This is a genomic window from Flammeovirga sp. SubArs3, assembly GCF_947387565.1.
Classification (GTDB): domain Bacteria; phylum Bacteroidota; class Bacteroidia; order Cytophagales; family Flammeovirgaceae; genus Flammeovirga; species Flammeovirga agarivorans.
Genome location: NZ_CANDOA010000017.1, coordinates 36,260 through 61,996, shown reverse-complemented (window position 1 = coordinate 61,996; position 25,737 = coordinate 36,260). Strand labels below are relative to the sequence as shown.

19 protein-coding genes and 1 pseudogene are annotated in these 25,737 nt (G+C 33.2%); 6 read left to right on the top strand and 14 right to left on the bottom strand.

The window, feature by feature from the left end:
• Positions 1-219 carry a twin-arginine translocase TatA/TatE family subunit gene (locus QL232_RS26605; RefSeq protein WP_211093330.1) on the top strand — a complete coding sequence of 73 codons (219 nt, stop codon included), beginning with the start codon at positions 1-3 and terminating at the stop codon, positions 217-219.
• A 202-nt stretch (positions 220-421) separates the two neighbouring features.
• A complete protein-coding gene (gene gatA / locus QL232_RS26600; protein ID WP_168883927.1) occupies positions 422-1,849 on the top strand; it encodes an Asp-tRNA(Asn)/Glu-tRNA(Gln) amidotransferase subunit GatA in 1,428 nt (475 codons plus the stop codon).
• A 56-nt stretch (positions 1,850-1,905) separates the two neighbouring features.
• Here gatA and QL232_RS26595 read toward each other — a convergent pair whose 3' ends face one another.
• The gene (locus QL232_RS26595) at positions 1,906-2,157 is read right to left on the bottom strand and encodes a hypothetical protein (RefSeq protein ID WP_281616434.1); all 252 of its coding nucleotides are present in this window, start codon (positions 2,155-2,157) and stop codon (positions 1,906-1,908) included.
• Between the two features lie 240 nt (positions 2,158-2,397).
• Between QL232_RS26595 and QL232_RS26590 the strand changes: the two genes are divergently transcribed.
• Positions 2,398-4,542: a LysM peptidoglycan-binding domain-containing protein gene (locus QL232_RS26590; RefSeq protein WP_281616433.1), complete on the top strand. Its 2,145-nt coding sequence runs from the start codon at positions 2,398-2,400 to the stop codon at positions 4,540-4,542.
• Positions 4,543-4,609: 67 nt separating this feature from the next.
• Positions 4,610-5,914 (top strand): tyrosine--tRNA ligase, encoded by a 1,305-nt coding sequence (gene tyrS / locus QL232_RS26585; protein WP_281616432.1) that lies wholly within the window; start codon positions 4,610-4,612, stop codon positions 5,912-5,914.
• Positions 5,915-5,999: 85 nt separating this feature from the next.
• Here tyrS and QL232_RS26580 read toward each other — a convergent pair whose 3' ends face one another.
• The 6 genes and pseudogenes from QL232_RS26580 to dnaG form a co-directional block, all read right to left on the bottom strand.
• Positions 6,000-6,815, bottom strand: coding sequence for a hypothetical protein (locus QL232_RS26580; RefSeq protein WP_281616431.1), 816 nt, complete (start codon positions 6,813-6,815; stop codon positions 6,000-6,002).
• 226 nt (positions 6,816-7,041) lie between these two features.
• Positions 7,042-8,799, bottom strand: a complete 1,758-nt coding sequence (locus QL232_RS26575) for a hypothetical protein (protein ID WP_281616430.1) — start codon at positions 8,797-8,799, stop codon at positions 7,042-7,044.
• 125 nt (positions 8,800-8,924) lie between these two features.
• The gene (locus tag QL232_RS26570) at positions 8,925-9,650 is read right to left on the bottom strand and encodes a hypothetical protein (RefSeq protein ID WP_281616429.1); all 726 of its coding nucleotides are present in this window, start codon (positions 9,648-9,650) and stop codon (positions 8,925-8,927) included.
• Positions 9,651-9,890: 240 nt separating this feature from the next.
• A pseudogene (locus QL232_RS26565) lies at positions 9,891-11,147 on the bottom strand (GTP-binding protein); the annotation flags it as partial.
• Between the two features lie 18 nt (positions 11,148-11,165).
• Positions 11,166-12,071, bottom strand: coding sequence for a sulfate adenylyltransferase subunit CysD (gene cysD / locus QL232_RS26560; RefSeq protein ID WP_281616428.1), 906 nt, complete (start codon positions 12,069-12,071; stop codon positions 11,166-11,168).
• Positions 12,072-12,217: 146 nt separating this feature from the next.
• A complete protein-coding gene (gene dnaG / locus QL232_RS26555; RefSeq protein ID WP_281616427.1) occupies positions 12,218-14,341 on the bottom strand; it encodes a DNA primase in 2,124 nt (707 codons plus the stop codon).
• Positions 14,342-14,419: 78 nt separating this feature from the next.
• Between dnaG and recO the strand changes: the two genes are divergently transcribed.
• Both recO and QL232_RS26545 read left to right on the top strand, forming a co-directional pair.
• Positions 14,420-15,115, top strand: coding sequence for a DNA repair protein RecO (recO, locus tag QL232_RS26550; protein WP_168883936.1), 696 nt, complete (start codon positions 14,420-14,422; stop codon positions 15,113-15,115).
• A gap of 64 nt (positions 15,116-15,179) precedes the next feature.
• Positions 15,180-15,524, top strand: coding sequence for a hypothetical protein (locus QL232_RS26545; protein ID WP_281616426.1), 345 nt, complete (start codon positions 15,180-15,182; stop codon positions 15,522-15,524).
• Positions 15,525-15,577: 53 nt separating this feature from the next.
• Here QL232_RS26545 and QL232_RS26540 read toward each other — a convergent pair whose 3' ends face one another.
• From QL232_RS26540 to QL232_RS26510, 7 genes are all read right to left on the bottom strand, one after another.
• Entirely contained in the window at positions 15,578-16,057 is a 480-nt protein-coding gene (locus QL232_RS26540) for a hypothetical protein (RefSeq protein ID WP_168883938.1), read from the bottom strand.
• Between the two features lie 100 nt (positions 16,058-16,157).
• Positions 16,158-17,636: a sodium:solute symporter gene (locus QL232_RS26535; protein WP_281616425.1), complete on the bottom strand. Its 1,479-nt coding sequence runs from the start codon at positions 17,634-17,636 to the stop codon at positions 16,158-16,160.
• 85 nt (positions 17,637-17,721) lie between these two features.
• Entirely contained in the window at positions 17,722-19,122 is a 1,401-nt protein-coding gene (locus QL232_RS26530) for a hypothetical protein (protein WP_168883940.1), read from the bottom strand.
• Between the two features lie 103 nt (positions 19,123-19,225).
• Positions 19,226-19,816, bottom strand: a complete 591-nt coding sequence (locus QL232_RS26525) for a penicillin-binding protein activator LpoB (protein WP_168883941.1) — start codon at positions 19,814-19,816, stop codon at positions 19,226-19,228.
• A gap of 37 nt (positions 19,817-19,853) precedes the next feature.
• Complete coding sequence (locus tag QL232_RS26520) at positions 19,854-20,273, bottom strand: hypothetical protein (RefSeq protein ID WP_168883942.1); 420 nt, start codon at positions 20,271-20,273, stop codon at positions 19,854-19,856.
• 106 nt (positions 20,274-20,379) lie between these two features.
• Positions 20,380-24,009, bottom strand: a complete 3,630-nt coding sequence (locus QL232_RS26515) for a PAS domain-containing hybrid sensor histidine kinase/response regulator (RefSeq protein ID WP_281616424.1) — start codon at positions 24,007-24,009, stop codon at positions 20,380-20,382.
• Positions 24,006-25,637, bottom strand: coding sequence for a mechanosensitive ion channel family protein (locus tag QL232_RS26510; RefSeq protein ID WP_281616423.1), 1,632 nt, complete (start codon positions 25,635-25,637; stop codon positions 24,006-24,008). The genes QL232_RS26515 and QL232_RS26510 overlap by 4 nt, the downstream gene beginning before the upstream one ends.
• Positions 25,638-25,737: the final 100 nt, after the last annotated feature.

Sequence of the window (25,737 nt, the reverse complement as noted above, 5' to 3'; positions counted from 1 at the left end):
ATGGAATTGAGTACAATTTTGTTATTCGGTATGCCAGGAGGTTTCGAATGGGTAATCATCGGTTTAGTAGTACTTTTATTATTCGGTGCTAAGAGAATCCCTGAATTAGCTCGTGGGTTGGGTTCTGGTATTAGAGAATTCAAAGATGCTAAAAATCAAATCTCAGAAGAGATTGAGAAAGGTATCAAGGAAGAGGAGAAGAAAAAAGAAGAAAATTAATCATTCTTCATTTGTCTTGATATATTTTTAATGAAATGTATTTTTCGTTAAATATTTCGTAATAAAGTAGAGAAGTTTATCTTTGTCATATAGATGAGGATAAACTTCTTTTTTTATGAAGTATTGCTTGATATTCTGACTACTGTTTCAGAGAAATACTTCGAACGATATCCTTTTTTTTAGACTTGACAAACGAAACAATATGTATAAATCATTTGAAGATATAAAAAAGGCGATTGCTGAAGGTAAAACTTCTTGTGTGGCATTGGTGGAATCATATTTGGCTCGAATTGAAGAGAAAAAACATTTAAATGTTTGGAACGAGGTTTACCCAGAAGAAGCTTTGGCTCAAGCAAAGTTAGTAGACCAGAAAATCTCAGAAGGAAAAGCGGGAAGGTTAGCAGGTATGGTTGTAGGTCTTAAAGATGTTATTGCTTACAAAGATCATGGCTTGCAAGCTTCATCAAATATGTTAGATGGATATGTATCTCCTTTTTCAGCTACAGCAACAAATCGTTTATTAGCAGAGGATGCAATTATTATCGGTCGCCAAAGTTGTGATGAGTTTGCAATGGGGTCTTCAAATGAAAATTCAGCATTTGGTGTAGTAAAAAATAACATTGATGAAACAAGAGTTCCAGGAGGTTCTTCTGGAGCATCAGCAGTGGCAGTTTCAGATGATCATTGCCTTGTGTCATTAGGATCAGATACAGGTGGTTCAGTAAGACAGCCAGCAGCATTTACAGGGACTGTTGGATTAAAGCCGACATACTCTAGAATTTCTAGATGGGGACTTATTGCTTATGCTTCATCATTTGATACAATTGGAATTATTTCTAATAATGTACCTGATGCTGCTTTAGTATTGGAAATTATTGCTGGAGAGGATGAAAATGATGCTACAGTATCACAAAGACCTGTACCTGCATACTCTGCATCTGTATCAAAAAAATCAACAGAGAAATTAAAGATAGCTTACATCAAAGAAACGGTTGAAAGTGAGCATCTAAATAAAGATATCAGTGAAAAAACTTTTGCCAAGATTGAAGCACTAAGAGCTGAAGGTCATGAAGTAGAGGCAATAGAATTTCCATTACTAGATTATCTTTTACCAACATATTATATCCTAACTACAGCTGAAGCAAGTACTAACTTAGAACGCTTCGATGGAGTACGATATGGTTATAGAACAGACAACCCTAAAGATTTAGAGGCTTTATATAAAAAATCTAGATCAGAAGGTTTTGGTGATGAAGTAAAGAGAAGAATTATGTTGGGTACATTTGTACTATCTGCTAGTTATTATGATGCATACTTCTCAAAAGCTCAAAAGGTGAGAAGAATGATCAAAGAAACGACAGAGAAGATTCTTTCTGATTATGATTTTATCTTAATGCCAACAACTTCAGCTCCATCTTTTGAAATTGGTAAATACGGAGAGAATAATCTATTGGAGTTATACCTAGGAGATTTATATACTGTACATGCTTCATTAGCAGGTTTACCAGCGATCTCTATTCCAAACGGAACAGATAAAGATGGTCTTACAATTGGTTTACAAGTGATGGCCAACCGATTTGAAGAAGATAAAATGTTAGCCTTTTCTGAGTACTTAAGCTCATTAAACTAAAAGGATTGACAAAAATATATTGAGAAGGTACTATGAAACTATCATAGTACCTTTTTTTAATTGATCATTAAACTATTTCTATGTAAAAGCTGCTTTAATTCATCTATTGAGCAGTTGTATTCCCAATACATCATTCGTCCATGTGATGAAGTGACCAATAAATATTGCTTACTGATGGATTGAATTCTATCAATTGATATCAGTTTTCTGACATAATCTGTTTCTTGAACTCTTTCTACAATCTCTTGGTTGTTTTCATCAAACCCATGAACTATTATTGCTGTTTTTACTTCTAAGTCGATATACATAATGATTAAAATTGAAGTGAGAATTTGTTGTTTTAGTAACGTGATTGTGAAAGATAAGTAAAGCAAGAAGAGGAAGTAAATGATAATCAGAAAAAATGCTAATCGGGACAACATAATTTCCAATTCTTAATCCTTAATTATTAAATCATATTATATTTGTCGTAGCGTCATCGTCTGATTATTCGATTCATTTCATTATCTAAGATATGCTATCTTTTTCCCTAATTATTTTAACCGAAAATGCAGTTGAAGAGCTTTAAGGTTTACACCCTTCTCGTATTTATTATAACTTTTATTTCTTCTAATGCCATTGCCCAAGATGAAGGTGATGCAATGATGACATGGCAAGATAGTATTTATACTGTAGCATTACCCGAAGGGTATTTGTTGCCGTCTGATACTTTAGAAGTAGTAGAAGCTGCTCCATATGCACCATGGTTTGAAAATTATGATGAATTTGATACAACATCAGCAATTCTGATAGATGTTACTGATAAGTCTTACGACTATGTTCCGAATGTATCTGATAGTTTAGTCATGGAAAGACTAAAAGCAATGGAGAATGTTATTCCATTAGAATATCATGAAAGGGTACGTTTATTTATCGATTATTTTGCTGTAAGAAATAGAGAATACACTTTAGGCATCCTTCAAAGACAAAATATATTTTTTCCAATGTTTGAAAGAGTATTGGCAGAAGAAGGAGTTCCTGTAGAATTAAAGTATTTAGCTGTTATTGAATCTGCCTTAAAACCTGTAGCATTATCAAGAGTAGGAGCAAAAGGTTTATGGCAGTTTATGCCAAGAACTGGTAGAGCGTATGGATTAAAGCAGAGTTATCAGATCGATGATAGGATGGATCCTGAAAAAGCAACAAGAGCAGCAGCCCGTTATCTGAAGTTTTTAAGAGATTATCATGGTGATTGGGAATTAGCTATTGCAGCATATAACTGTGGTCCAGGTAATATTAGAAAAGCACAAAGAAGGTCTGGGAAGAAGAAGTTTTGGGATATTTACAGAAAACTACCAAGAGAAACTCGCTCATACCTTCCTCAATATGTGGCAATGGCTTATGTATTAACCTATGCTGAAGAATATAACTTAGTACAGGAAATGCCAATGTATGAGATTCCTGCTGAAGATATTTTTGTTAGCCAATCTATTGATTTGGGTAAGTTGGCGGAAGAAATAACAGTGTGTAGAGAGGATTTGGTGCAATTGAACCCGTCATTACGATTTGGTTATGCTCCTAATTATGTCAAAAACTTCAGAATTAAGATTCCAGAAGCAAGATTTGATTATTACTTGGAACATCAAGATAGTATTTTGACAAAAGTGAAGTACACTGGTAAAGGAGCAAATGTAGGAGATGGATTTTATTATCATTATGTAAGAAGAGGTGAGTCTTTGGGATTGATAGCTAGTAAAAACCGTGTTTCTCTGTCAAGTTTGAAAGCTTGGAATAACCTTAGAAGTAATACAATTTACCCTGGTCAAAAGTTAAAGATATATGGTAATGCTTACAGTCCGGGTCCTCAAACTAGTGCATCTTCAACAACTAAAAAGTCTTCGACAACTAAAACTAGTGGAGCAAGTATTTACCATACAGTAAGAAGTGGTGAAACTTTAGGGACGATTGCAAAAAAATATAGAGTATATGTAGCTGATATTAAAAAGCTAAATAATATCTCGGGTTCTACGATATATAAAGGGCAAAAGCTCTTGATAAAGAAAGGGAAATATTCTGCCCCTGCTCAGTCTAATACTTCAGTATCTACGAAGACTACATCAACATCTGTTCAATCGACTTCACCTAAAGGAGAATTACAGTATCATACAGTAAGAAGTGGAGAAACTTTAGGTGGAATAGCCGAACAATATAATACGACAGCTTCTAACCTAAGGAAGTGGAACAATATCAAAGGTTCGACGATCTATAAAGGACAAAAGTTAAAGGTATATTCGTCTGTAAAAGTGACGACTGCATCTTCAACCAATAAAAAGTCGACCTCAAGTGCTTCTAGTAGTACTTATGGACCTTCATCTAAAACTAGGTCTCATACAGTAAAAAAAGGAGAGAACTTAGTTGAAATAGCAAAAATGTACAGAGTATATGTCAACGACATAAAAAGAGCCAACGGTTTGAAATCTTCAAGCATTCAAGCAGGACAAAAGTTGACAATTCCACCTTCACCAAGTAGTGTTTTAAATACAAAAACTACTTCAACTGGAACTGATAATACGAAATATTATACAGTAAAAAGTGGAGATACATTATGGAAGATATCTCAGAATTTAGGCATTAGCGTAAATGAGATTAAGCAATTGAATGGACTAAAAAGTAATAATTTAAAGGTAGGACAACGTCTAAAGATAAAATCTTAAGCATCTTTAAATAATGATTTGATGATTTCCTTGTAAATTGCGCATTCAAATTTGAAACAACAGAAAAATGGCAGATATAAAAACAAATCTTATCGAGGAGTTGCAGTGGAGAGGAATGCTGCACGATATCATGCCAGGTACTGAAGATCAATTAAACAAAGAGATGACGACAGCATATGTAGGTTTTGACCCTACTGCAGACTCTCTTCATATTGGTCATATGGTATCTGTAATGTTGCTAAGACATTTACAAAAGGCAGGGCACAAGCCATTAGCTATTGTAGGTGGTGCAACAGGTATGATTGGTGATCCTTCTTTTAAAGATGCAGAAAGACAACTTTTGGATAATGACGCTATCCAAAAGAATATTGCAGGAATGAAAGGACAGTTGGAAAAGTTTTTGGATTTTGATTGTGGTGAAAACTCAGCTGAGATTCTAAACAACTATGATTGGTTCAAAGACTTTAGTTTTATCGACTTCGCTCGTGAAGCTGGTAAACACCTTACTGTAAATTATATGATGGGTAAAGAATCTGTAAAGAAGCGTTTAGCAACAGGTTCAGGTATCTCATTCACTGAATTTACATACCAATTGTTACAAGGATGGGATTTCTATCATTTATATAAAACGAAAAACTGTCGTTTACAATTTGGTGGTTCAGACCAATGGGGAAATATTGTAACTGGTACTGAGTTAATCCGTCGTAAGGCACAAGGAACGGCTTATGCTGCAACTTGTCCATTGATTACTAAATCTGATGGAACAAAGTTTGGTAAGACTGAAAGTGGTGCAGTATGGTTAGATCCAGAAAAAACATCTCCTTACCAATTTTACCAATTCTGGTTAAATGTTGCTGATGATGATGCAAAAAGATATATCAAGATCTTTACTTTCATTGAGAAAGAAGAAATTGATCAACTAATTGCTGATCATGACGAGGCTCCTCATACTCGTATTTTACAAAAAAGATTAGCTGAAGAAGTAACTAAAGCAGTTCATGGACAAGCTGAATTAGATACTGCTATAGCAGCTTCAAATATTCTTTTTGGTAAAAATGTAACTGAACAGTTAAAATCTCTAGACGAACGTACACTTCTTCAAGTATTTGAAGGCGTTATGCAGTCTGAAATTTCGAAAGCTGATTTAGAGGGAATGGCTGAAATGGCTGATTTACTATCTGCTGGAACAAATAATCAACTTTTTGCTTCAAAAGGTGAGGCAAAGCGTATGATCAAAGGCGGTGGTATTTCTATCAATAAAGCAAAATTACAAGGTAGCGAGCTTCCTAAAGAAGTTGAGTTACTTCAAGGTAAATATATTCTTGCTCAAAAAGGTAAGAAGAACTATTGCTTAATTAAAGTAGTAGACTAAACAGATTTATCTGTAATAAACGAAAAGGGACTTTTTTCAAATATGAAAAAAGTCCCTTTTTTATTTCGATGGTTAGTAAATAATGTTATTTGGCAATTTGAACTTCTCCGTATTGATCTTCAAGGAACGCTTGTAAATAAATTACCCTTGGAGAATCAGTAACAATTGAAGCTTTATATAATGATAATTGGGCCTCAGGCATATTACTATTTCTGTAAGCATGTACTGCTTGATTATAGTATTGTAAACCTGCAATGTCTATGATTGATAAATCTTCATTTAAGTTCATTCCATACTTCTCATATAGTAATGAATTTTGTAAACGAGATTCGTAAGATTTTATCTTTTCATTAATATCTCTCTCATTATTGATATATCCATATACATCTGTTGACTCGATTAACGTTTCACCTAAAATCGGATCTTGTAATAGAATATAAACATGACTATTTAGTTGCTTTATTTTATACTCGTAGCCAAGTTCTTCAAAGATATGAGCAAATAATAAAGTTCCTGTTAAACAGTCATATGTTCCTGTTTCCAACATATTAGAGAAAGTACTACACTCACTGTAATTTTTGAAAAACTGTTGACGTGTTTTGTTGAATAACTTTTTAACGATAGACTTATTTGTAGAAGCCTGTTCTGTTTTCCAATATGTTATCCAATTTTCTACTTCGTCTTTTAACTCTTTAAATTCTTTTCCTTTAATGTTCTCTTCTGGAGAAAAGAAAAGATTATATCGATCAATTTTCCAAGCTTCTTTAAACTGATTTAGAGTGTAATACTCTAACATAGATTTTGACTGTTGCTTAGAAACAAGAACATCTTGAGCATACACGGCACTTCCTCCAAATAGAGTGAATAATGTAAAGTATAATATGGCCGTGTATTTTTTCATGTATTAAGTAGAAATGTATTATCTACTTCTAATATACGGATATTATTCATGTTTAGTTAACATTGAGTTCATATTTAAATGAATAAATTAAAAAAATAGAAATATTATAGTCATTTCTACGGATTCTACAATCTGTTATGTGAATTTAATGTTACAAAAAAAAGGTTCTTGATATTTTCTATCAAGAACCTTAAAGTATGTATTGTTATATGTACTATGTGATGTATTAGAAATCGTAGTGTCTATTTCCAATGTTCCAACGTACAGCTGCACCAATGTAATTTTCATCTTGGTTATAGCTGGCATTGTCATCACTACTTACTTTTCTGAAAGTGCCTCTTAAGTCCACAAATATATTATGGAATGGAGAATAAGTTAAGATCGCATCAATATAGAGTGTTGATACTTTTTCACCTTGTAATAATGAGTTACCATAAGAATCAGGAGAACCTGGGGCAGTATTATAGTCAAGGAATATATTCGAACCATAATTAACAAGAGGATTACCATTTTCGTCATAAGTGTTCATTCCTTGCTCTCTCCAAATACCTTTAACAACGGCAGAAAGTTTCGGTAAGAAGTGAGGACGATATCTTACAATTCCGATTAATTCATAAAGGTTGGCACCATTAGGATGTGCTAACTCTTGATAATAATGAGCTTGGTTACCATATAACTGACCATTTGTGATCCCTTTTTCATTTTTATGAGAATAAGTATATGGATCAATCACGTTCATTTCACCTTGTAAATCGAGGTTAGGTAAACCAAATGCATCAATATATTTAGCACCAAACTGATACGCGAATTTATTACCATAATAACCTTTTCCAAAATCAGAAACACTCATATCATCAATCATTACTTGAGTGTAAAGTTGTACTCTATTCAAGATATTCCATTTGGCATCAAAACCTAATTGAACATTATCAACATCACCTAAACCATGCTCAATTGATCTATAAAAGATTAGTGGGTTGAGGTATGAAAGGTCAAAAGAGCCATTTCCTGTAGAATCAGCTCTACTAAAGATAACTTGTTCAAATAAACCAATATTAAAGTTTTTAGTCACATTCCACCCTAAGTGATGCATTGCACTATATTTTTTAGGAAGTGGGTATCCTGGAGCAACAGCTACATTACTTGCATTCATTTGTGCAAAGATGTTTGTGTACTCTAAATGCCAAACTCTTGTATTAAGTTTTAAATATGTATAGTCATTAGCATGTGTAGATAAGAACAATGATCTATAACCATTACCAATAAAGTTTTTTCCTCTACCAAATTCTGCTTGGATATATTTATCTACAAGCATAAAGTTTACATAACCTTGTGCATTGAAGTACTCGTATTTACCACCTCCATTGTCTTTATACCATTGTTGACCTGGGATGGTTCCATTATGAGTATCTGAGTATTGTTGAACATAAAAAGGTAGTCTTTCCATGTTGTCGCTAGCCTGGAAGTAGAATCCTACTTTATTGGCAATAGATCCGTACATAACTGCGCCTCTCTGATTAACCAATGGACGAGATGCGTTCAAATTGTCATCTCCTGTACTTAGATATAAAACAGGGTTGATATGTACTTCAAAGTCTTTCTCATCAACATTAACAAAATCAATTTTACTTCTATAAAAGTATTTAAGGAAAGGCTTCTTTACGTCTGCAATAGTAGTATCAGACATATACTGCCAGTTATCTAATGCTAAGTACGACAATTGATATTTATCTGCTTCAGATAATGTTCCTGTGTATGTTGAATCAAAATTTTCAACGAAGTTGGCAATATCTTGGCGACCGTAAGGTTTAATGTTTGAATAGATTTTACCGAAATCTTTCATTTTAATTTCGTATCTATCAATTAGATGATAATATTCAGGGTCGTACTGAACTGTGGCGGTCTGAGAGAATACATTTTGTAATGAAACAAAAAATAGAAGTCCGCATAACAGACCTTTAACAGTAAAAAAATATTTATTCATTAGGTAGAAATCTTGTGGTCAAACCAAAGACGAAGAATATGTCTATAAATAACTTATATAGAAATCAAATAACTTGCCAAGCTATAATTTCTGTTAAATTATAAATAGGTCTACCGCAATTAATGTTAAGCATATTCTTTATTGTTTGAGGTTATCATACTAGATAGAAATTGTTTACAAGATGAACCTATCTCTATTATTTCTTTTTTTAATCTATTTCGGTGATAATGTTTGAATGTTTTTGAGTTGTAAAAACCACTGTCATCAACATAAAATGTATTAGGGATTTTTTTCCAAGAACTATCATAGTATCTCACATTCTTGAATTTGAATAAAGATTCCAAGTTGATAAATGGGTAACGAATTCTCTTATGGTAATCTACTATTTTACCATTGTTACAATAGAATAATGATTTCGCTTCTGTTTCAAAAATTAGATTTATTCTTGTACTTTTTTGAATCTTATCTAATCTGTTTTTATGGTTATTTTGAGTGATCAATAATTCTTCTTTATTGACTTTTAAGAGAATAGAAGAATTGTATTTTGGTAATTGACGAACAAAATAATTAAGCTGACCATATAGTAGGTTGCAACTGCCTAAAATCCAATAAGTGTACTTTTCAATAAATGAAGACTTTTGTTCACTTAAGTAGTGAAGTATCTCTTTATTATTCTTGAAGTCAATAATTACTGAACTAATATTTTGAGGTAGTTGGATTGAGATATTAAAATTTGAAATTAATAATACATCAAGATTTTTTTGAAGTGATAACTGTTTAATGAAAAGTGGAAAATGTACAGGTAAGGTATCAGAAATAGGGATAATTAAGCAAATAGAAGAGTAGTGCATTTCGTATAATTTATAGATGAGAATGTTTCTGGGGAAAGTTATTTTTCTTTACGTAATAATATTTAAAAAGGTTAACAAAAGGTGCTAAGCCTTGATAGATTTAAACAATGGTTACAATAAAATATTAGAAAACATCAATTGTAAAAAAAATAGATCTTGTATTGGTTTGTGAAAATTTTCATATAAAAAAAGGTACTCTGAATTTCTTCAAAGTACCTTTTAAGTATTAATATATTGAGATTATTTGTCTCTTCTAATCATACCTGCAGCAACAGTGTTATGTGTCGCTTCATCAACTAAGATGATTGAACCAGTTACCCTGTTTGATTTGTAAGGATCAGCCAGAATAGGTTTAGTAGTTCTAATTTTTACTCTAGCAATATCATTCATATTTAATGATTTATCACCTTCGATTCTACTCAAAGTATTGATATTCATTTTATACGTAATGTCTTTAATCATACATCTAGCCTCATTAGTAGTATGCATAATGATGTATTTTGCTCTTGGTCTAGGAGGCTGATCATCCATCCAACATAACATGACATCAAGATCTTGAGTTTGTTGAGGTTGGTTATTTGGACGAACTAACATATCACCTCTAGAGATGTCAATGTCATCTTCTAATGTGATTGTTACTGATTGAGGAGGGAAAGCCTCTTTTACCTTTTCTTCTCCTAAAAAGATATCTTTAATCTTTGAAGAAAACCCTGAAGGTAAAGCTAAGATATCATCACCAGGTCTAAAGATACCTGAAGAAATACGACCTGCATAACCACGGAAATCATGGAACTCATCAGAATGAGGACGGATGATTGTTTGAACTGCAAAACGAGGGTCGATATAATTGTTATCACTAGAAATATAAATTGTTTCTAATGTATGAAGAAGAGTTTCTCCACTATACCAAGGTGTATTTTCAGAACGATTTACTACGTTATCACCTTTTAATGCAGATATAGGTACAAAACGAATATCTTTAAGGTTTAATTTTGCAGCAAATTCTTTAAAATCTTTCTGGATTTGCTCAAACTTCTCTTCACTATAATCCACTAAGTCCATCTTGTTTACACAAACAATCATGTGAGGGATTTGTAATAATGAAGCAATGATAGCATGACGGTGAGTTTGCTCAACTAAACCGTTACGAGCATCAACTAGAATTAAGGCAAGGTTGGCAGTAGATGCACCTGTTACCATATTTCTAGTGTATTGAATATGACCAGGAGTATCTGCAATAATAAATTTACGCTTTGGTGTAGCAAAGTATCTGTATGCTACATCAATTGTAATACCTTGTTCACGTTCTGCTTTTAAACCATCAGTTAATAAAGAAAGGTCAACATGCTCTAAACCTTTTCTTTTTGATGTTTCAGAAACCTGCTCAATTTGGTCTTCAAAAATTGATTTTGAATCATATAATAAACGGCCAATCAATGTACTTTTTCCGTCATCGACAGAACCGGCTGTTGTAAATCTTAAAATTTCCACTTTTTGATGATGTTTTGTTTGATTCTAGAAATAACCCTCTTTCTTACGATCTTCCATAGATGTTTCAGAACGTTTGTCATCCGATCTGTTACCTCTTTCAGTTTGACGCATAGCTGATACTTCTTCAACTACTTTTTCAACTGTGTCTGCTTCAGACTCGATACCACCAGTGATTGTAATATCACCTAATGTTCTAAAACGAATCTTTTTTGTTTCTACTTTTTCACCATCGCGAAGTGTAGTGTATTCAGATATAGGCAACCAAGTGTTGTCTCTCCAAATCACTTCTCTTTCATGAGCTAAATACAATGATGGAATTTCAATGTTTTCTCTCATGATATATTGCCAAACATCAAATTCAGTCCAGTTAGAAATAGGGAACGCTCTGAAGTGCTCACCAGGACTGTATTTACCGTTGAATAAGTTCCATAATTCTGGGCGTTGACGTTTTGGATCCCATTGTCCAAATTCATCTCTATGTGAGAAGAAACGTTCTTTAGCTCTCGCTTTTTCTTCATCACGACGTCCACCACCAATACATACATCAAATGCTTCGTCTTCGATAGTATCTAATAGTGCAGTAATTTGAAGTTTGTTTCTACTAGCATTTGCACCAGTTTCTTCAACTACTCTACCATCATCGATTGCTTCTTGAACAGAACCAACAGCAAGACGAACACCTAAATCTTTGATTAAGTCATCACGGAATTGAATTGTTTCCGGGAAATTGTGACCTGTATCAACATGCAAAAATGTAAAAGGAATTTTCGCAGGATAGAATGCTTTCTTAGCTAAATGTGCGACTGTAATTGAGTCCTTACCTCCTGAGAATAATAGTGCAGGATTTTGAAATTGGGCAAAAACTTCACGTAATACGTAGATCGCTTCTGCTTCCAATTCGTCCAAATGTGAAAGTTGATAATTACTCATTTGATATATGTAATGTAAATAATCGTTTTTCGTATGAATTTGCTTTTCCTAAAGTATAGACGTAATACTAGGACATAAGTTACAAAGATATACCCTAGTAATTTACTATGGAAATAATCAGAACAAAATTAAGTGAATAGATCAAATTATAATTTGATTGTAATACCTAATTGATTGGCAATATCTTTACGTTGTTGAGTTAATAGAGTCATTAGGTGTAATGCCTCCATCATTTTCTCATCATCCATATTTTTTTCAGCTTTTGTTAAACCATCATGACACTTGTCAATTAGATCTGTTAGGTATGTCATTTTGTAGTGTAATAAAGAATTATAGGCTAAGCGACCTAAATTCTCATCTTTATTTGGTATAACAATCCTATGGCGCTTGAACCATTCCACACTAGGTTGATGACCACCTGTATTGGTAATTCTATTTAAGTTTCTTAGATCATTTTCACTACTATATCTTTCTTTAAAATGTTGTAGTGATGGAATTTCTCCCATGGCGGTTTCATTTTTATAATCAACAAGAATTTGTTGGCAGAATTCATCTTCCAACATCATTGATCCTAATTCATTGAAAAGGTATTCATAGATATACCCAACATTTTCATCTACATATTGGTCGCCATATAACAATAAGATACGAATAAATTCCTCTTCATGAATACCAAGTTTAACGAACTTACCTTTAGGATTAGATGAGTCTTGTTTTTTATTAGCTTTCTCATGTTCTTCACCTAATGGAGGAAGAGTAGGAGGTTGAGCATCTATAAATTCGGGAGAAAAATGAGTATCTGGTTCTATAGCCGGAGGAGGCATATCCATTGGAGGTGGCATATCCGATGGAATATCAGAAGGGCTCATTGGAGGAGGTATTGATGCTACAGAATTTCCTACCGAACCACCAGTAGGATTTTCATACGGTCTTCTTGCTCTATTCTTTTCTTTCTCAATACGCTCTATTTCTCTCTGTTTGATCTCGTTTAAGTTGTTGATCAAGCTTTCGACAGAAATATCAAATACGTCAGCACATTCCTTAATAAAAATTTCTTGTTGAATTGTGTCCGGAATAACCGCAATACTTTTAAGTACTTCACGTATCTTCTCAGCTTTATTTAAAGGATCATTTTTAGCTTCTTCGCTGTATAGTCTCGCCGTAAATAAGATAAAATCAGTTTCTTCCTTCTTAAGAAATTCAGCAAACTTTTCGCCTCCAAGTGTGTCACAGTAACTATCAGGGTCTTCTCCTTCTGGTAAACGAACGACTCTAACATTAAGCCCTTGTTGTAAGAGCATATCAACACCTCTAATTGCTGCTTTTAAACCTGCCGCATCACCATCAAAGACTGCGGTAACATTATTGGTGAATCGCTTGATCTGCTTTATTTGTCCTTCAGTCAGAGCTGTTCCAGAAGAAGCGACAACATTTTTTATACCTGCTTGATGTAGAGAAATTACATCGGTGTAACCTTCAACTAAGTAACAACGATCTTTTACTCTTATCGCATCTTTGGATTGATATATACCATATAGAGCATCACTTTTATGGTAAATTTCAGTTTCAGGAGAGTTTAAATACTTAGGTTTTCCATCCTTTTTAAGGGTTCTTGCTCCAAAGGCGATAACTCTACCAGAAAGATCATGAATAGGAAACATCACACGACCTCTAAAACGGTCATATTTTCTCCCCTTTTCATTTTCAGATCTTAACCCTGCTAGTTCTAATGCTTCAATTGTATACCCCTTTTGAGTGGCATCTTTTTCTAGTGAGTCCCAAGAGTCTAGACTGTAACCTAAATCAAAAGTATTAATAGTATCTCCATTGAACTTTCTATTTTTGAAATATCCTAAACCTAAAGACTTTCCTTCATCAGAAGTTTGCATCATTCTCATGAAATAATCTTTAGCATAGTTCATGGTTACGAAGATACTTTCTCGCCTTTTATGTTTTTCCTCTTCCTCAGGTGAACGTTTTTTCTCAACAATTTTGATCCCATATTTTGCAGCTAAGTACTTTAAGGCTTCAACATAGGATTTTCCCTCTTTCTCTTGAACAAATTTAATAGCATCACCAGAAGCACCGCATGAAAAACACTTGTAAAGGTTCATGCTTGGTGTCACATACATTGAAGGAGTATTATCTACATGAAAAGGACATAGTCCAATCCAAGATTTACCTTTCTTTTTTAAAGGCACAAAATCTTCGACAACTTCTACAATATCCAGTGTACGTTTTATTTCTTCTACGGTCTCTTGAGGGATCATTTTTTAGATTCTAAAGGGTTGAGTTACAAATTTAGGATTTTGTAGTTAACTTCATCAGTAGAATTAGTTAAGAAACTTATGATTGCATCGACAAAGGGTATAGTTTTAAGTAATATGAGGTATCAGGAGTCTTCTTTGATCGTACATATTTACACTAAAGAATTTGGAAGAAGGGATTATATAATAAAAGGAGCTTACAGTAAACGTTCGAATAAAGCATCTTTCTATCACCCTTTAAATATCTTGGATTTACAGGTGTATGAAAGACCAAATATGAATCTACAGATGGTGAAAGAAGTCCGCATTGATCAAGCTCTATTATCTTTCCAAATCCAACCTCAGAAATCGATGATTCTTACGTTTCTTTCAGAATTACTCGAAAAAGTATTAAGATCAGATGAAGTAGGTAGTGATGAATTATATGAATTTCTAAGGTATAGCTTGGTATCTCTAGATAAGATGTCTAGTAATTGGAACTGTTTTACTTTACAGTTTATGTTGAGGTTAAGTCATCATTTAGGTATAGGTATTTATTCCGCTGAAATGTTGTTGATAGAAACCGAGGTGTCTGCTCATGTAGATGAAGTATTAAAGGGACAAATAGATCAGTTGATTAAGCTGGATTATCATGAAGCTCCCGTTCTACCTTTGGTAACTAGAAGAGAAATTATGGATAAACTTGTGAAGTTTTATTCTATGCAATTACAAAACTTCGGAGAGTTGAAAACTTTAGAGGTATTAAGGAATATTGGCAATTCTCTTAAGAGGAATTAACGATGTATTTACAGTTGTGATGAAACATTTTATCGTATAAACTATTGAATTAAAATTAAATACGATGAAAATAATCACAAATCTTTCTAAGCTATTTCTAGGTGTTCTATTGTCATTAATGTCAATCATCTCTTTTGCTTCAAGTGATGATGTTGGGATTTCATCAACCATTAATACAAAAAAAGTAGACAATCCTGAGCAATTAATCACGTCATTAGAGAAAGCAATTGATACTCAATATATCTTGTCTTACAGTGATCAAGAAAAAGCAATATACAGATCTGAAAAGAATGTTGTGATATTTAATACATCAAAAGAGGAAACATCAATTCAGGTTTTATGTGGATCAAGAAAGCCAAATAAAGAATACCATTCTACTTTGGAATTCTTTGGAAAAGAGTTAGAATAAAAGTTCTTATATAGATAAAAAAGCCATTTGAGTTTAAATTCAAATGGCTTTTTTTAATATGCATTGATTACAATTTCTTTCTGATAGATTTCAGTTTCTTTGTTCTCATTACTTTTATTTCTCAAAGTAAGCGTTACAGTATGCTTTCCTTCTTCTTGTATTTTCTTATTGATTAAATTTTTAAGATTAATAATTGTAGCCCTTTGATGATTTATTAATGGAAATGTTAGCCCAATCAAATAAAGGTTAGCATTTGATTCATCATGCGAAGCAGCATGAATCGTTGCTTCATTTATAGAAACATCAAGTAGTTTAATTTCATTGGTACTTGAAATTTTAATAAACACATTATCAAACTCACCAACTTTTCCTGAGATAGCCTCAGAAAGGTTCAAATTGATACCAGAAACCCGTATGGATTCGTTATTTACTTTGTAAGAAAAGTGGTTATAAAAATTACCTTTTAAGAAGAATAAGTTTGTTGTTACGAGCCCAATGACAATACTACTCATCAAAATATGGAGTGATTTCATAGTTTGTCGTTATTAAGAAGTTAAGTATAATTCTACTATGTATATATAAAACGATTAAGAATTGCTTCTTGACAAACCATTGAGTATCAATTCACAAATATTAGCTATTTATAGCATTTTTATTAGGTTTAATAAGGCATGAAACCCAAAGGCCCAAGAAGGTAAGAAGTCCATTTAATAATAGTATCTCATAACCAAATTTATAACCATTGAACCAATTACTAGAATTTGTTTGTAAAAGATAACAAAGAATTGGAGCCACTAAGCAAGTAATAGGAATCCATCTTGGTTGGTATTTTTCCTTCATGAATATCCCAAAAGAGAACAAACCTAATAACGGACCATAAGTAAAAGAAGCTAATTTTAAAATTGTATCCATCGCATTTGAGTTATTCATAGCATCAAATGAAATAACAAAAACAAATAATATAAAAGCGATTAAGAAATGTATATTCTTTTTCGTTTTTTCCATATTTTCTTCACTAAGTGTTCCTTTCCCAAACTTCAAAAAGTCAACACAAAATGCTGTGGTTAATGAAGTAATGGCTGAGTCTGCACTAGAAAACGCAGAGGCAATAACACCTAATAAGAAGATACTCGCTCCTAAGATCCCTAATTTATGTTGGGCGATAAGAGGATATAATTGATCTGATTTTTTTGGTAATTCAAATTGAATGCTATCCGTATATAAGTATAAAATAGCTCCTAAACATAGAAATAGAGCAAACGTTACAAACAGAATAAAGCTAAAAGAAACCATATTAAGTTGTGCTTTTTTTAGCGTCTTAATTGTAAGGTTTTTTTGCATCATATCTTGATCTAAGCCTGTCATCACAATGGCAAGAAATGCACCTGAAATGAATTGTTTCCAGAAGTAGCCAGGGGAGTTGATATCCCAATTGAAGATGGTAGTATATGATGTTTCCTCATGTGCTTTATACATCAATTCAATAGGAGTAGAATCCAATACATTAGAAATGATATATATGGTAATAATCGCAGCAGCTAACATAAATGTAGTTTGAACTGTATCTGTCCATACTACCGTTTTTATTCCCCCTTTTAGAGTATATAAACTAATAATTAAGAGAAGAATAGCTGTGTTGACTATATATGATATTCCAAGAGGTTCATAAATAAAAGTTTGCAAAACTGTAGCCATAATAAATAGTTTACCGGCAGCTTGTAAAGCTCTAGATACTAAGAAAAATGACGATCCAGTTTTATATGCTGTTGTATTAAACCTTTCTTCTAAATACCCATAGATAGAAATTAAGTTTCTATTATAATAGATGGGCATAAGTACGTAAGCGATTACAAAATACCCTAGGATATAACCAAAACAGACTTGTAAATAACTAAAATTGGCAGCTTTCACCATTCCGGGTAAAGAAATAAAGGTCACTCCAGATAAAGTTGTTCCGATCATGCCATAAGCAACAGCATACCATGGAGAGTTTTTATTACCATTAAAAAAGGTGTAGGCAGTGCTTTTTCTACTTGACAAATAAGCGATCAAGAATAGAAACACTACGTACACCGTAAATATTGTTAAGCTTTGTAAAGGTGAAATTATCATTTGATTGTTAGATGTGATCTAAGCTACAAATTAGATGAAGATTTTTTTAATCCTCAAATTTCCCTTTAGTTAAAACTCAAAATTATTAGAATCCGTAAGAAGCAGTTTGCGGAGCAAAAGAAGACAATGTGTAATAAGGTAATACTACTGTTTCACCTTTTACAAATTTAGGTAACTCGATTGTTCTTTTTTCCTTACCACCTTTGATGTTGGTAAGCTCAATATCAATACTTGTTTGTCCTTCTTTTAGTGGAACTCTTACGTAAGAAATATCTTTAGGAAGCGATTGCCATGATCTAGTATCCGCAGATTCAGTAGCAGAACCAAGAATACTTAATGCGGCACCCCAACCTTCATTCTCTTGTGATACTTTTGCAGCAATACTTTGTTTCATTGCCACTCGTAATAAAGTTTTAGAGAACTCCAATAACATTCTTTCTTCTAAAACTTTAAATGAAATCGCATTAATATCTTCTGCATGAGAGAACAGATAGGTATGGTCCTGATCTGATAACTTGGCACTTTTATAAAAGCTTTTTCTTTCAACATATTTTGGGAATACAGCTTTTACCCAAGTTACAGTAGGCTTATCGTTACCACAGTAGAAAGGGAAGCTCATTCCTAGCTCTTTATTAACGAAAGTAACCCAACCATTTTTACCTTGGATGACGGCAAAGTTAACCCCCCATTCATCTTTTACAGGAGACATACCATTATTCCAAAGTAGCACTAAATTGGCATACGATTCATCTTTACCAACTTCTAATTTGAATTGTTTTGAATATCTGGCAGCATCATCATAAAGTCCAGTTTCTTGGGCTGTTCTTACAAGGTCCAATTTCAACTGTTGAGGTACTGGAGTATTAAATAATGCAGCGTATTCATTTTGGTAAATGTCTAATGCATTTCTGTAAGCGATAAATGCATTGTTTGGATCATTAAATGCTTCATAGATAATACCCATCATGACATGGATAAAAGCATCTTTCTTGTATTTTTTATCTGATTTGTATTTATCACTAAGTTGCTGAAGACGTAGGTTCATACGCTTACACTCTACTAAAGCTTCATTGTATTGTCTCATTTCAAGGTAGTTTAAGGCCTTGAAATAGTTGATCATTAGCTTTTCGTGGTCTTCTCCAGGATAAGTAGTTAGATTTGGATTGAGAAGTAGTGCCCCTCCTTCCTCAAATACATTTTTTTTGTGATCCTCTACAAATAGATCAGCTTTTTGAAAATACTGATTACTTTGATCGAAATTCTCTTGCAATGAAGCGACCATACCGGCATTTACATAGTATAGGAATTCCAAACGGCCAGAGCTCATTTTCTTTTCACTCTGCTGCATAATAACAGCTGCCTGATCGTAGTTCCCTTCTGCTAGTGCCTTGTTAAGCTCGAATGTCTTTTCATAAAAAGTAGGAGCACAAGCCACAACAATACATGCTACGATTGCACAAATAAGAATACGTAGGTAATACTTCATCTATTTTTTAATTGAGGCAGAATTACGGTAGAAAAATAAATAGTGAAATCTCCTTACTGTTCGAAAACAATAAGGAGATATCTAATTTTAAGGGTAATCAAGATTAGTTCTTGATGTATTTCTTAATTTCTTTGTCACCAATCCAAACCTTCTCAGTAGATTCTAGATCAGCTAACTCTAAGTTGATTTTGTAGTTCACCAATTTTTCTTTTTTCAATTGGTCAACTGTAGAGTTGATAGTACCGAACATGATAAAGTCAGCACCTAACTCTTGAGCGATTCTTTTTTGAGTTTCCTCAGAAGCATTTACTTGTTGAGATTGTTGCTCAGCTCTGATTTGAGCTCTGAACTGATCATTTTCAACAACTCTTACTTTACCAGAGTTAACGAATTCACGCTCGATATCTTTAATAAAAGTTTCAGCCTCGATGTGCTCATGAGATTTATTGATAACACCTCCAACAATCACTACAGGCTTTCTATTTTTTGAATTTTCAAAGTTTGGTAACCACGGACGGCTCATTACATCAGAGATCATATCTTTTGATACTTGTCTTGAGTCAGTATCATTCCATCTACCACTAATGTCGATTTGCTGATTAGGATCAACTCTTGTAACAGATCTAGAGCAAGCTCCAGCAAATAATAAAGATAGAATTGCGATAGCTAATGTAAATGTTCTAGTGAACTTCATTGTGTATAAATTTTATAAATTTAGGATTGATAGATTTTTATTGTAAAACGAATTTGCCCTTCGGTTTATCCAGTTTTTTCAAAATGATTTTACTCTCAGAAATCTTTACTATTTTGAACCTTGATGAAGCAGTATCGTTGGAACCATCACCTTTACCATGTGTTAATAAAAGTTCTTTTTTGCTTCCCATGATCCATTTTCCTGCTAAATATTCATTGGTATTGTTCTTAAAACCAAATTTCTTATCAATAGAAAAATGTAAATGATTACCTGCATCTAAAGCATATACTTCTTGTTCTGTTAGCTTGTCACGCTTTACCTCAGTAATTGTCCAATCTTTACTGATCAATATCTTTTTTCTAGTTTCAAGGTCTTGGGCCTTGCTCTCAATTGATGACAATAAGGTTAAAACAAAAAGAAGAGTAAAAACGCCTCCGAGTTTAGTAAATGTTTTCATAGTAATTGATTATTATTTTTAAAGCGAAACGGTTAAACCGCAATTATGTTACACAAGAAAGGATTATTAACGTTTAATTGTTAATATGAAGTTATTCAAGATTATGTTATTCTCCTAAATTTTTATTCCAAGTTATCTTAAACTCTTCATAAAGCGAGAAGACATCATCGATATCAGACATTAAATTTGTTTGATCATTGTTTTTAAGTTTTTGTTCAGATTGTTTCGCTTTATCTGCCAACTTCATAATACCTATGGTTGCTGCAGTACCTTTAAAGGTATGCATCACAGATCTTATTTCTTCAATGTTCAGGTTATTTTTTGCTTCTATCAAATCGTGTATTAGTTGATCACCTTCTGAGATAAAATCATCAAAAGAAAGTTGTATCAACTCTACTCCTCCATATTTAGCTAACTCTGCAGAAATAGCATAATCAATAATTACAGCACCATTTAGATCAACGTCTTGATCTGTTCTTGGACTGTCTTCTGCTACTGCTGCTAATTCTGATTCTTGAATTTCTTCGTATTCTACTTGTTCACCACTATTTATAGAAGTGCTATCGTTAGAGATAATCTCTTCTACTTTTTGTAACAGGTCATGGGCTTTAATAGGTTTTGGTAGGAATCCATCCATACCGGCATTTAAAAATTCTTGTTGCTCTTCTACCAAAGTAAATGCAGTCATTGCAATAATTGGTGTAGGAAGAGTAGGAAATAATTCATGTATTTTTTTCGTTGTTTCCATTCCATTCATATTAGGCATCTGAATGTCCATAAATATGATATCAAATGTATTCCCTTCTTCTAGAATTTCAATGGCCCTATTTCCACTATTGGCAGATGTCGTATTACATCCTGCTTTTTTAAGGATGCTTTCTGCTACCATTACATTGACACTGTTATCATCTACGACAAGTATGTTCGGCTGTTGGACAGCAATTTGGTTAGAAAATATTTCCTGAACTTCTTCTGTGGAGTTAGTAGGTGTTAGATGATTTACTTCTTTTATCTCTATGGTAAACCAGAATGTACTACCTTTTCCTATCTCAGATTCTACACCAATATCACCATTCATCATATTACATAACTCCTGTGATATTGAGAGACCTAGCCCTGTTCCTCCTTTTGTTCTATTGTAAGAATCCTCTACCTGACTAAACTGTTTAAAGAGGCGTTCTTGACCTATCTCAGAGATACCACATCCGGTATCAATGACATCAAACATAAGGGTGAAAATTCCATTAAATTTTTGAACCCCGTTGATATTAATTGTAACAGATCCATTTTCTGTAAACTTAATTGCATTCGAAGTAAGGTTAGATAAAATCTGTAGAAGACGTGTTTCATCAGCTAATATTACTTGAGGAACAGTTTCGCTTACATTCGAACTGAGAATAGTATTTTTATTTTTAGCATTCTGATGGAAAAGAGCAATCAACTTAGAAATTGTAGTTCGAATATCTATTGGTAGAGGACGTAATTCCATCTTACCAGCTTCAATTTTCGAAAGGTCTAAGATGTCATTCAGAATATTTAATAGAATCTCTGATGAACGTTTGATTGTAGAAACATATTTTTTCTGTTCTGTACTAAGAGAGGTTGTTGTTAATAAGTCAACCATACCAATGACACCGTTCATAGGAGTTCTAATCTCATGTGACATATTGGATAAGAATTGTCTTTTCACTTCAAGCGACTTTTCTGCTAAGTCTTTTGCTTCTCTTAATTCATGCTCAGATTGCTTAATAGGAGTGATGTCTCTTGCAAGTCCTTCCACTCCCATAGGCTCTTTATTTTTATTATAAATCAGACGGAAGTTGGATAGAATATACCTAACTTCTCCTTTTTTATTCCTTACTGTACTTTCATAGTTCTTTACAAAACCTCTTACAGCAAGTTCTTTCATTAGTCGAGATAAGTGAGATTCACTGATATAATATTCTGTGACGTGTTTGTCTACAACATCAATGGCCTCTTCACCTAACATATCCTTAACTGAAGGAGAGATTAGAGTGAACTTACCTTCTAAATCTGTTCTGAAATAAACATCTTGTAGCGTCTCAAAAATATTACGGAAAAGTTCCTCGCTATCCGCAAGGTGTATTTCCATTCTTTTTCTATGCGTAATATTCTGAGTTACACCGGCAATTTCTTGGATGATTTCACCATCACCACTATGCATTCTAACCGGATTTAACGTGATAGAATGCCATTGTTCATCGCCAGTGAAAGTAGTGAACTTGTATTCGAATGTTACAGATTCACCATCAAACACTCTTTTTAGAATACCTTCCCAATCGTCCTCTAGAGTTGGAGTGAACGGAATGATATTTTTTAAAAGCATCCCTTGCATCAACTCAATATTCGAATATTGCTTGATGTAATCAGAAAACTGTTGATTAAACCTAGTGATTGTACCACTTTTATTGAAAGTCCATATTGCTTGAGCTCCACTTTCGAAGATTGCTTCTAACTGAGCTCTTTGTGTACGTACTTTCAATTGACTTTGATCCCTTATAATCGCTGCAGCTAATAAACCGGTGGCTAAATCAAAAAGGTTTAAGTCAGGTTTACTAAATGCTTTTCTATCAGTAAACGATTGAACGACAATCATACCCATTTTCTGATTATTAGTAATCAGTGGGAGTCCCATCCATATTTCGGGGACCTGATTGAGCTTTATATTGTATTGTTTTGCTAACCTTTCAATCACTTCTTTGTACATAAACATAGGTCTGTTTAGTACATCTACCATGGCTAAAGCAAAATCTCCGGCAGGGATTTCAACACTTTTATTTCCTGCTCTTGTATGGCTACTGAAAGGAATGTGCATTCCAACACCTGATACTTTTCTTCTAATCAATAAAAAGCTATCCATATCCACGACCATTTTCATGGCTAGGAATACTTTTTCATAAAGCTCTTTGATATTGAAATTTTGTTGAAGCAGTTTCGCAAAAGTGATACTTACTTCTTGTTCTCTTTCTTTACGTTTCTTGTCAGTAATATCAAAGAGGTGAAGACGATAACAATTTTTAGAATCAGGACGATAATTTATATGGCAGTCAGTAATTCTCTTCTGAGAATCATTTTCCAACGTTAGTTCCATTTTGTGTTCGATAACAGATTCCTCTGCCATTTTCAACCCGACCAATAATCTTGATTGTTGTTCGGATGGAACTAAATCTATAAATCGATGTTGCTTTAATTCAGTATCTGAAAGTTTTACCAAGTTTTTAAAAGGTTCACTGGCAAAACTGATGTTTCCTTTTCTGTCAAAGACAACAACCATTTCTCTAGAAGAACTAAAGAGCTCTTTCATGAGAATATTGTTCTTCACTAATTCCTGAACGTGAAATGTCTCTTTTGTAATGTTTTGAACATTGATGTATGCGTGTTGTACATCACCATTGAAAACAGGAACACCTCCAATTTTTAACTGCAAAACTTGTCCTTTTCGGTCTTTAATTTTTGCAGGTAACGATTGCATTAAACCATTAAGAGAAAATTTCTGCTCAAAATGGAAAATATGTAAGTAGTCTGAGTAATGTTTTCCAACCGTTTCTTCTGGATAGAAATCAGATAAGTTTACCATTGCTTCATTCCAGAATACAATAATCCCATCCTTATTCAAACCAAATGTTGGTAATTCACTTGATTGATAAGCTTCCTCAAAAATTTTAAAGGTATTGGTAGAGGTGTTTAGATTGGGTGATTGATCTGTTTTATTCATTGTTGTTGATCAGCAATATGGATGTCGTTATCATGATTTTGAGCAATATGGATAGTCTGCGTAGGAAATGCAAAGTCAATTCCTATTTGCTCAGCTATACGTAAAATCTTAAGCATCAGGTACTCCCTAGCCTGTAATTCCTCGCTCCAATCTTTTGTGATAAAGAAAATATACAAAAGAATATCCAATGATGAGCTAGAAAAGTTGTTCAATCTTACTTCATAGAAATCTTTTCTTGTTTTAGGGTGGTCTTCTACAGCCTTTTTTATGGACTTGATAAACAATTCTATCTGATCCGGAGGCGTACCGTAAGGAATAGAAAGGTTTGTTTTAAACCTTCTAAACTGTCGTTTTCCAAGGTTATCAATATCACTATCTGCCATAGAACCATTAGGAATATTTAAAATGGAATTGGCAAATGTTCTAATTCTAGTTGTTCTAAAGCCAATCTCTTCCACTATACCTTCTTGTCCTCTTACATTCACCCAGTCTCCCACTTCGAACGGTTTATCTGCAAAAATCATCACAGAACCGATGAAATTTTTCAAGGCATCTTGTGCGGCGAAAGCAATTGCTACACCACCAAATGAAATACCTGTAATTAGGTGTGTAATATCATACCCAAGAAGATTCAGAATAAATAAGATCCCTAAGGAAATAGCAATAATCCTGAATATCACTTTAAGAATCGGTAGTAGGTTGGTATCTATTCTTTCAGACTTTTGTGAAAACGAACCAATTCTAATAATGATGATATCCGCTAATTGATATAATAATATTCCACAGTTTACTCCAAAAATGATTTTGAAAAGTAAGGTGAGTATGTATGATATATTGTTGGGTAATAGTAAAAATGCGATAGAATAGTAAGCAATTAACATGATACTAGCCCATGCGATTGGTTGTCTGAGTTTTGGGATAATAATATTGGCCAACTGTTCTTGTTTAATGCGAAGTAAAAGACGCTGAACAATCTGCTTTGTAAACCAAATACTAAAAAAATAATAGATGTAACTGATGATTATAAACCCTAGGAAAGACATCCATTGCCATACTTTTAAGCCAAGAAACTTTTCTTGAGATCTTTGTAATTGAAAGGTATAGACAATGACATTTCTGGTAAAAGAGGGGTAGGTATCAACAAACAATTGGTGTATTGCTTTGCAAGAATAGTTGGAATACTTCCATCTACCATTTTGATATTCTAAATAGATACTTGGAATCTTAGAACTGACCTGAAACCTTTTCGTTTTTGTCTTGGGATCTTTAAAGTCTTTTGTTAGAGGAAGCTCTATATTATTTATATAAATATTGTTGGCTAAATATATCATTTTGAGTTCTATAGCCATTTTTTTACGCTCTTCTAAAGTTCCTACAGAAAGAGGAAATACTTGTGCAGCTATTTTTGGGTAATAACTATCGTCCTCTAAATTATCAATATGTGTATGGAAAGAATGATAGGGAGTACTCAAAGAGTATTCAATACTATCCAAGGTGAGAAATTGATAGAAACTATGGTCATTAGGGTAACTTTCAATAGCATTAGCATCGTCCTTTTCGATAGGTTCTTGTGCTTGAGCTATGAATGAAAACAGTAATAAAAAGAAACTAATCAGCAATTTATTCATGTAAAATGATTGTTCGTAAAAGTTCGTTTTTTTCGTAAAGCTTCTTGAAGTAAATATACTTGCAAAAATAAAAAAATACTCTTCATTTACTCAATACTGT

Bases quoted from the DNA above. Each gene is read 5' to 3' on its own strand.
- QL232_RS26605 (WP_211093330.1), top strand. From the start codon at position 1: ATGGAATTGAGTACAATTTTGTTATTCGGTATGCCAGGAGGTTTCGAA.
- gatA (WP_168883927.1), top strand. From the start codon at position 422: ATGTATAAATCATTTGAAGATATAAAAAAGGCGATTGCTGAAGGTAAA.
- QL232_RS26595 (WP_281616434.1), bottom strand. From the start codon at position 2,157: ATGTATATCGACTTAGAAGTAAAAACAGCAATAATAGTTCATGGGTTT.
- QL232_RS26590 (WP_281616433.1), top strand. From the start codon at position 2,398: ATGCAGTTGAAGAGCTTTAAGGTTTACACCCTTCTCGTATTTATTATA.
- tyrS (WP_281616432.1), top strand. From the start codon at position 4,610: ATGGCAGATATAAAAACAAATCTTATCGAGGAGTTGCAGTGGAGAGGA.
- QL232_RS26580 (WP_281616431.1), bottom strand. From the start codon at position 6,815: ATGAAAAAATACACGGCCATATTATACTTTACATTATTCACTCTATTT.
- QL232_RS26575 (WP_281616430.1), bottom strand. From the start codon at position 8,799: ATGAATAAATATTTTTTTACTGTTAAAGGTCTGTTATGCGGACTTCTA.
- QL232_RS26570 (WP_281616429.1), bottom strand. From the start codon at position 9,650: ATGCACTACTCTTCTATTTGCTTAATTATCCCTATTTCTGATACCTTA.
- cysD (WP_281616428.1), bottom strand. From the start codon at position 12,071: ATGAGTAATTATCAACTTTCACATTTGGACGAATTGGAAGCAGAAGCG.
- dnaG (WP_281616427.1), bottom strand. From the start codon at position 14,341: ATGATCCCTCAAGAGACCGTAGAAGAAATAAAACGTACACTGGATATT.
- recO (WP_168883936.1), top strand. From the start codon at position 14,420: ATGATTGCATCGACAAAGGGTATAGTTTTAAGTAATATGAGGTATCAG.
- QL232_RS26545 (WP_281616426.1), top strand. From the start codon at position 15,180: ATGAAAATAATCACAAATCTTTCTAAGCTATTTCTAGGTGTTCTATTG.
- QL232_RS26540 (WP_168883938.1), bottom strand. From the start codon at position 16,057: ATGAAATCACTCCATATTTTGATGAGTAGTATTGTCATTGGGCTCGTA.
- QL232_RS26535 (WP_281616425.1), bottom strand. From the start codon at position 17,636: ATGATAATTTCACCTTTACAAAGCTTAACAATATTTACGGTGTACGTA.
- QL232_RS26530 (WP_168883940.1), bottom strand. From the start codon at position 19,122: ATGAAGTATTACCTACGTATTCTTATTTGTGCAATCGTAGCATGTATT.
- QL232_RS26525 (WP_168883941.1), bottom strand. From the start codon at position 19,816: ATGAAGTTCACTAGAACATTTACATTAGCTATCGCAATTCTATCTTTA.
- QL232_RS26520 (WP_168883942.1), bottom strand. From the start codon at position 20,273: ATGAAAACATTTACTAAACTCGGAGGCGTTTTTACTCTTCTTTTTGTT.
- QL232_RS26515 (WP_281616424.1), bottom strand. From the start codon at position 24,009: ATGAATAAAACAGATCAATCACCCAATCTAAACACCTCTACCAATACC.
- QL232_RS26510 (WP_281616423.1), bottom strand. From the start codon at position 25,637: ATGAATAAATTGCTGATTAGTTTCTTTTTATTACTGTTTTCATTCATA.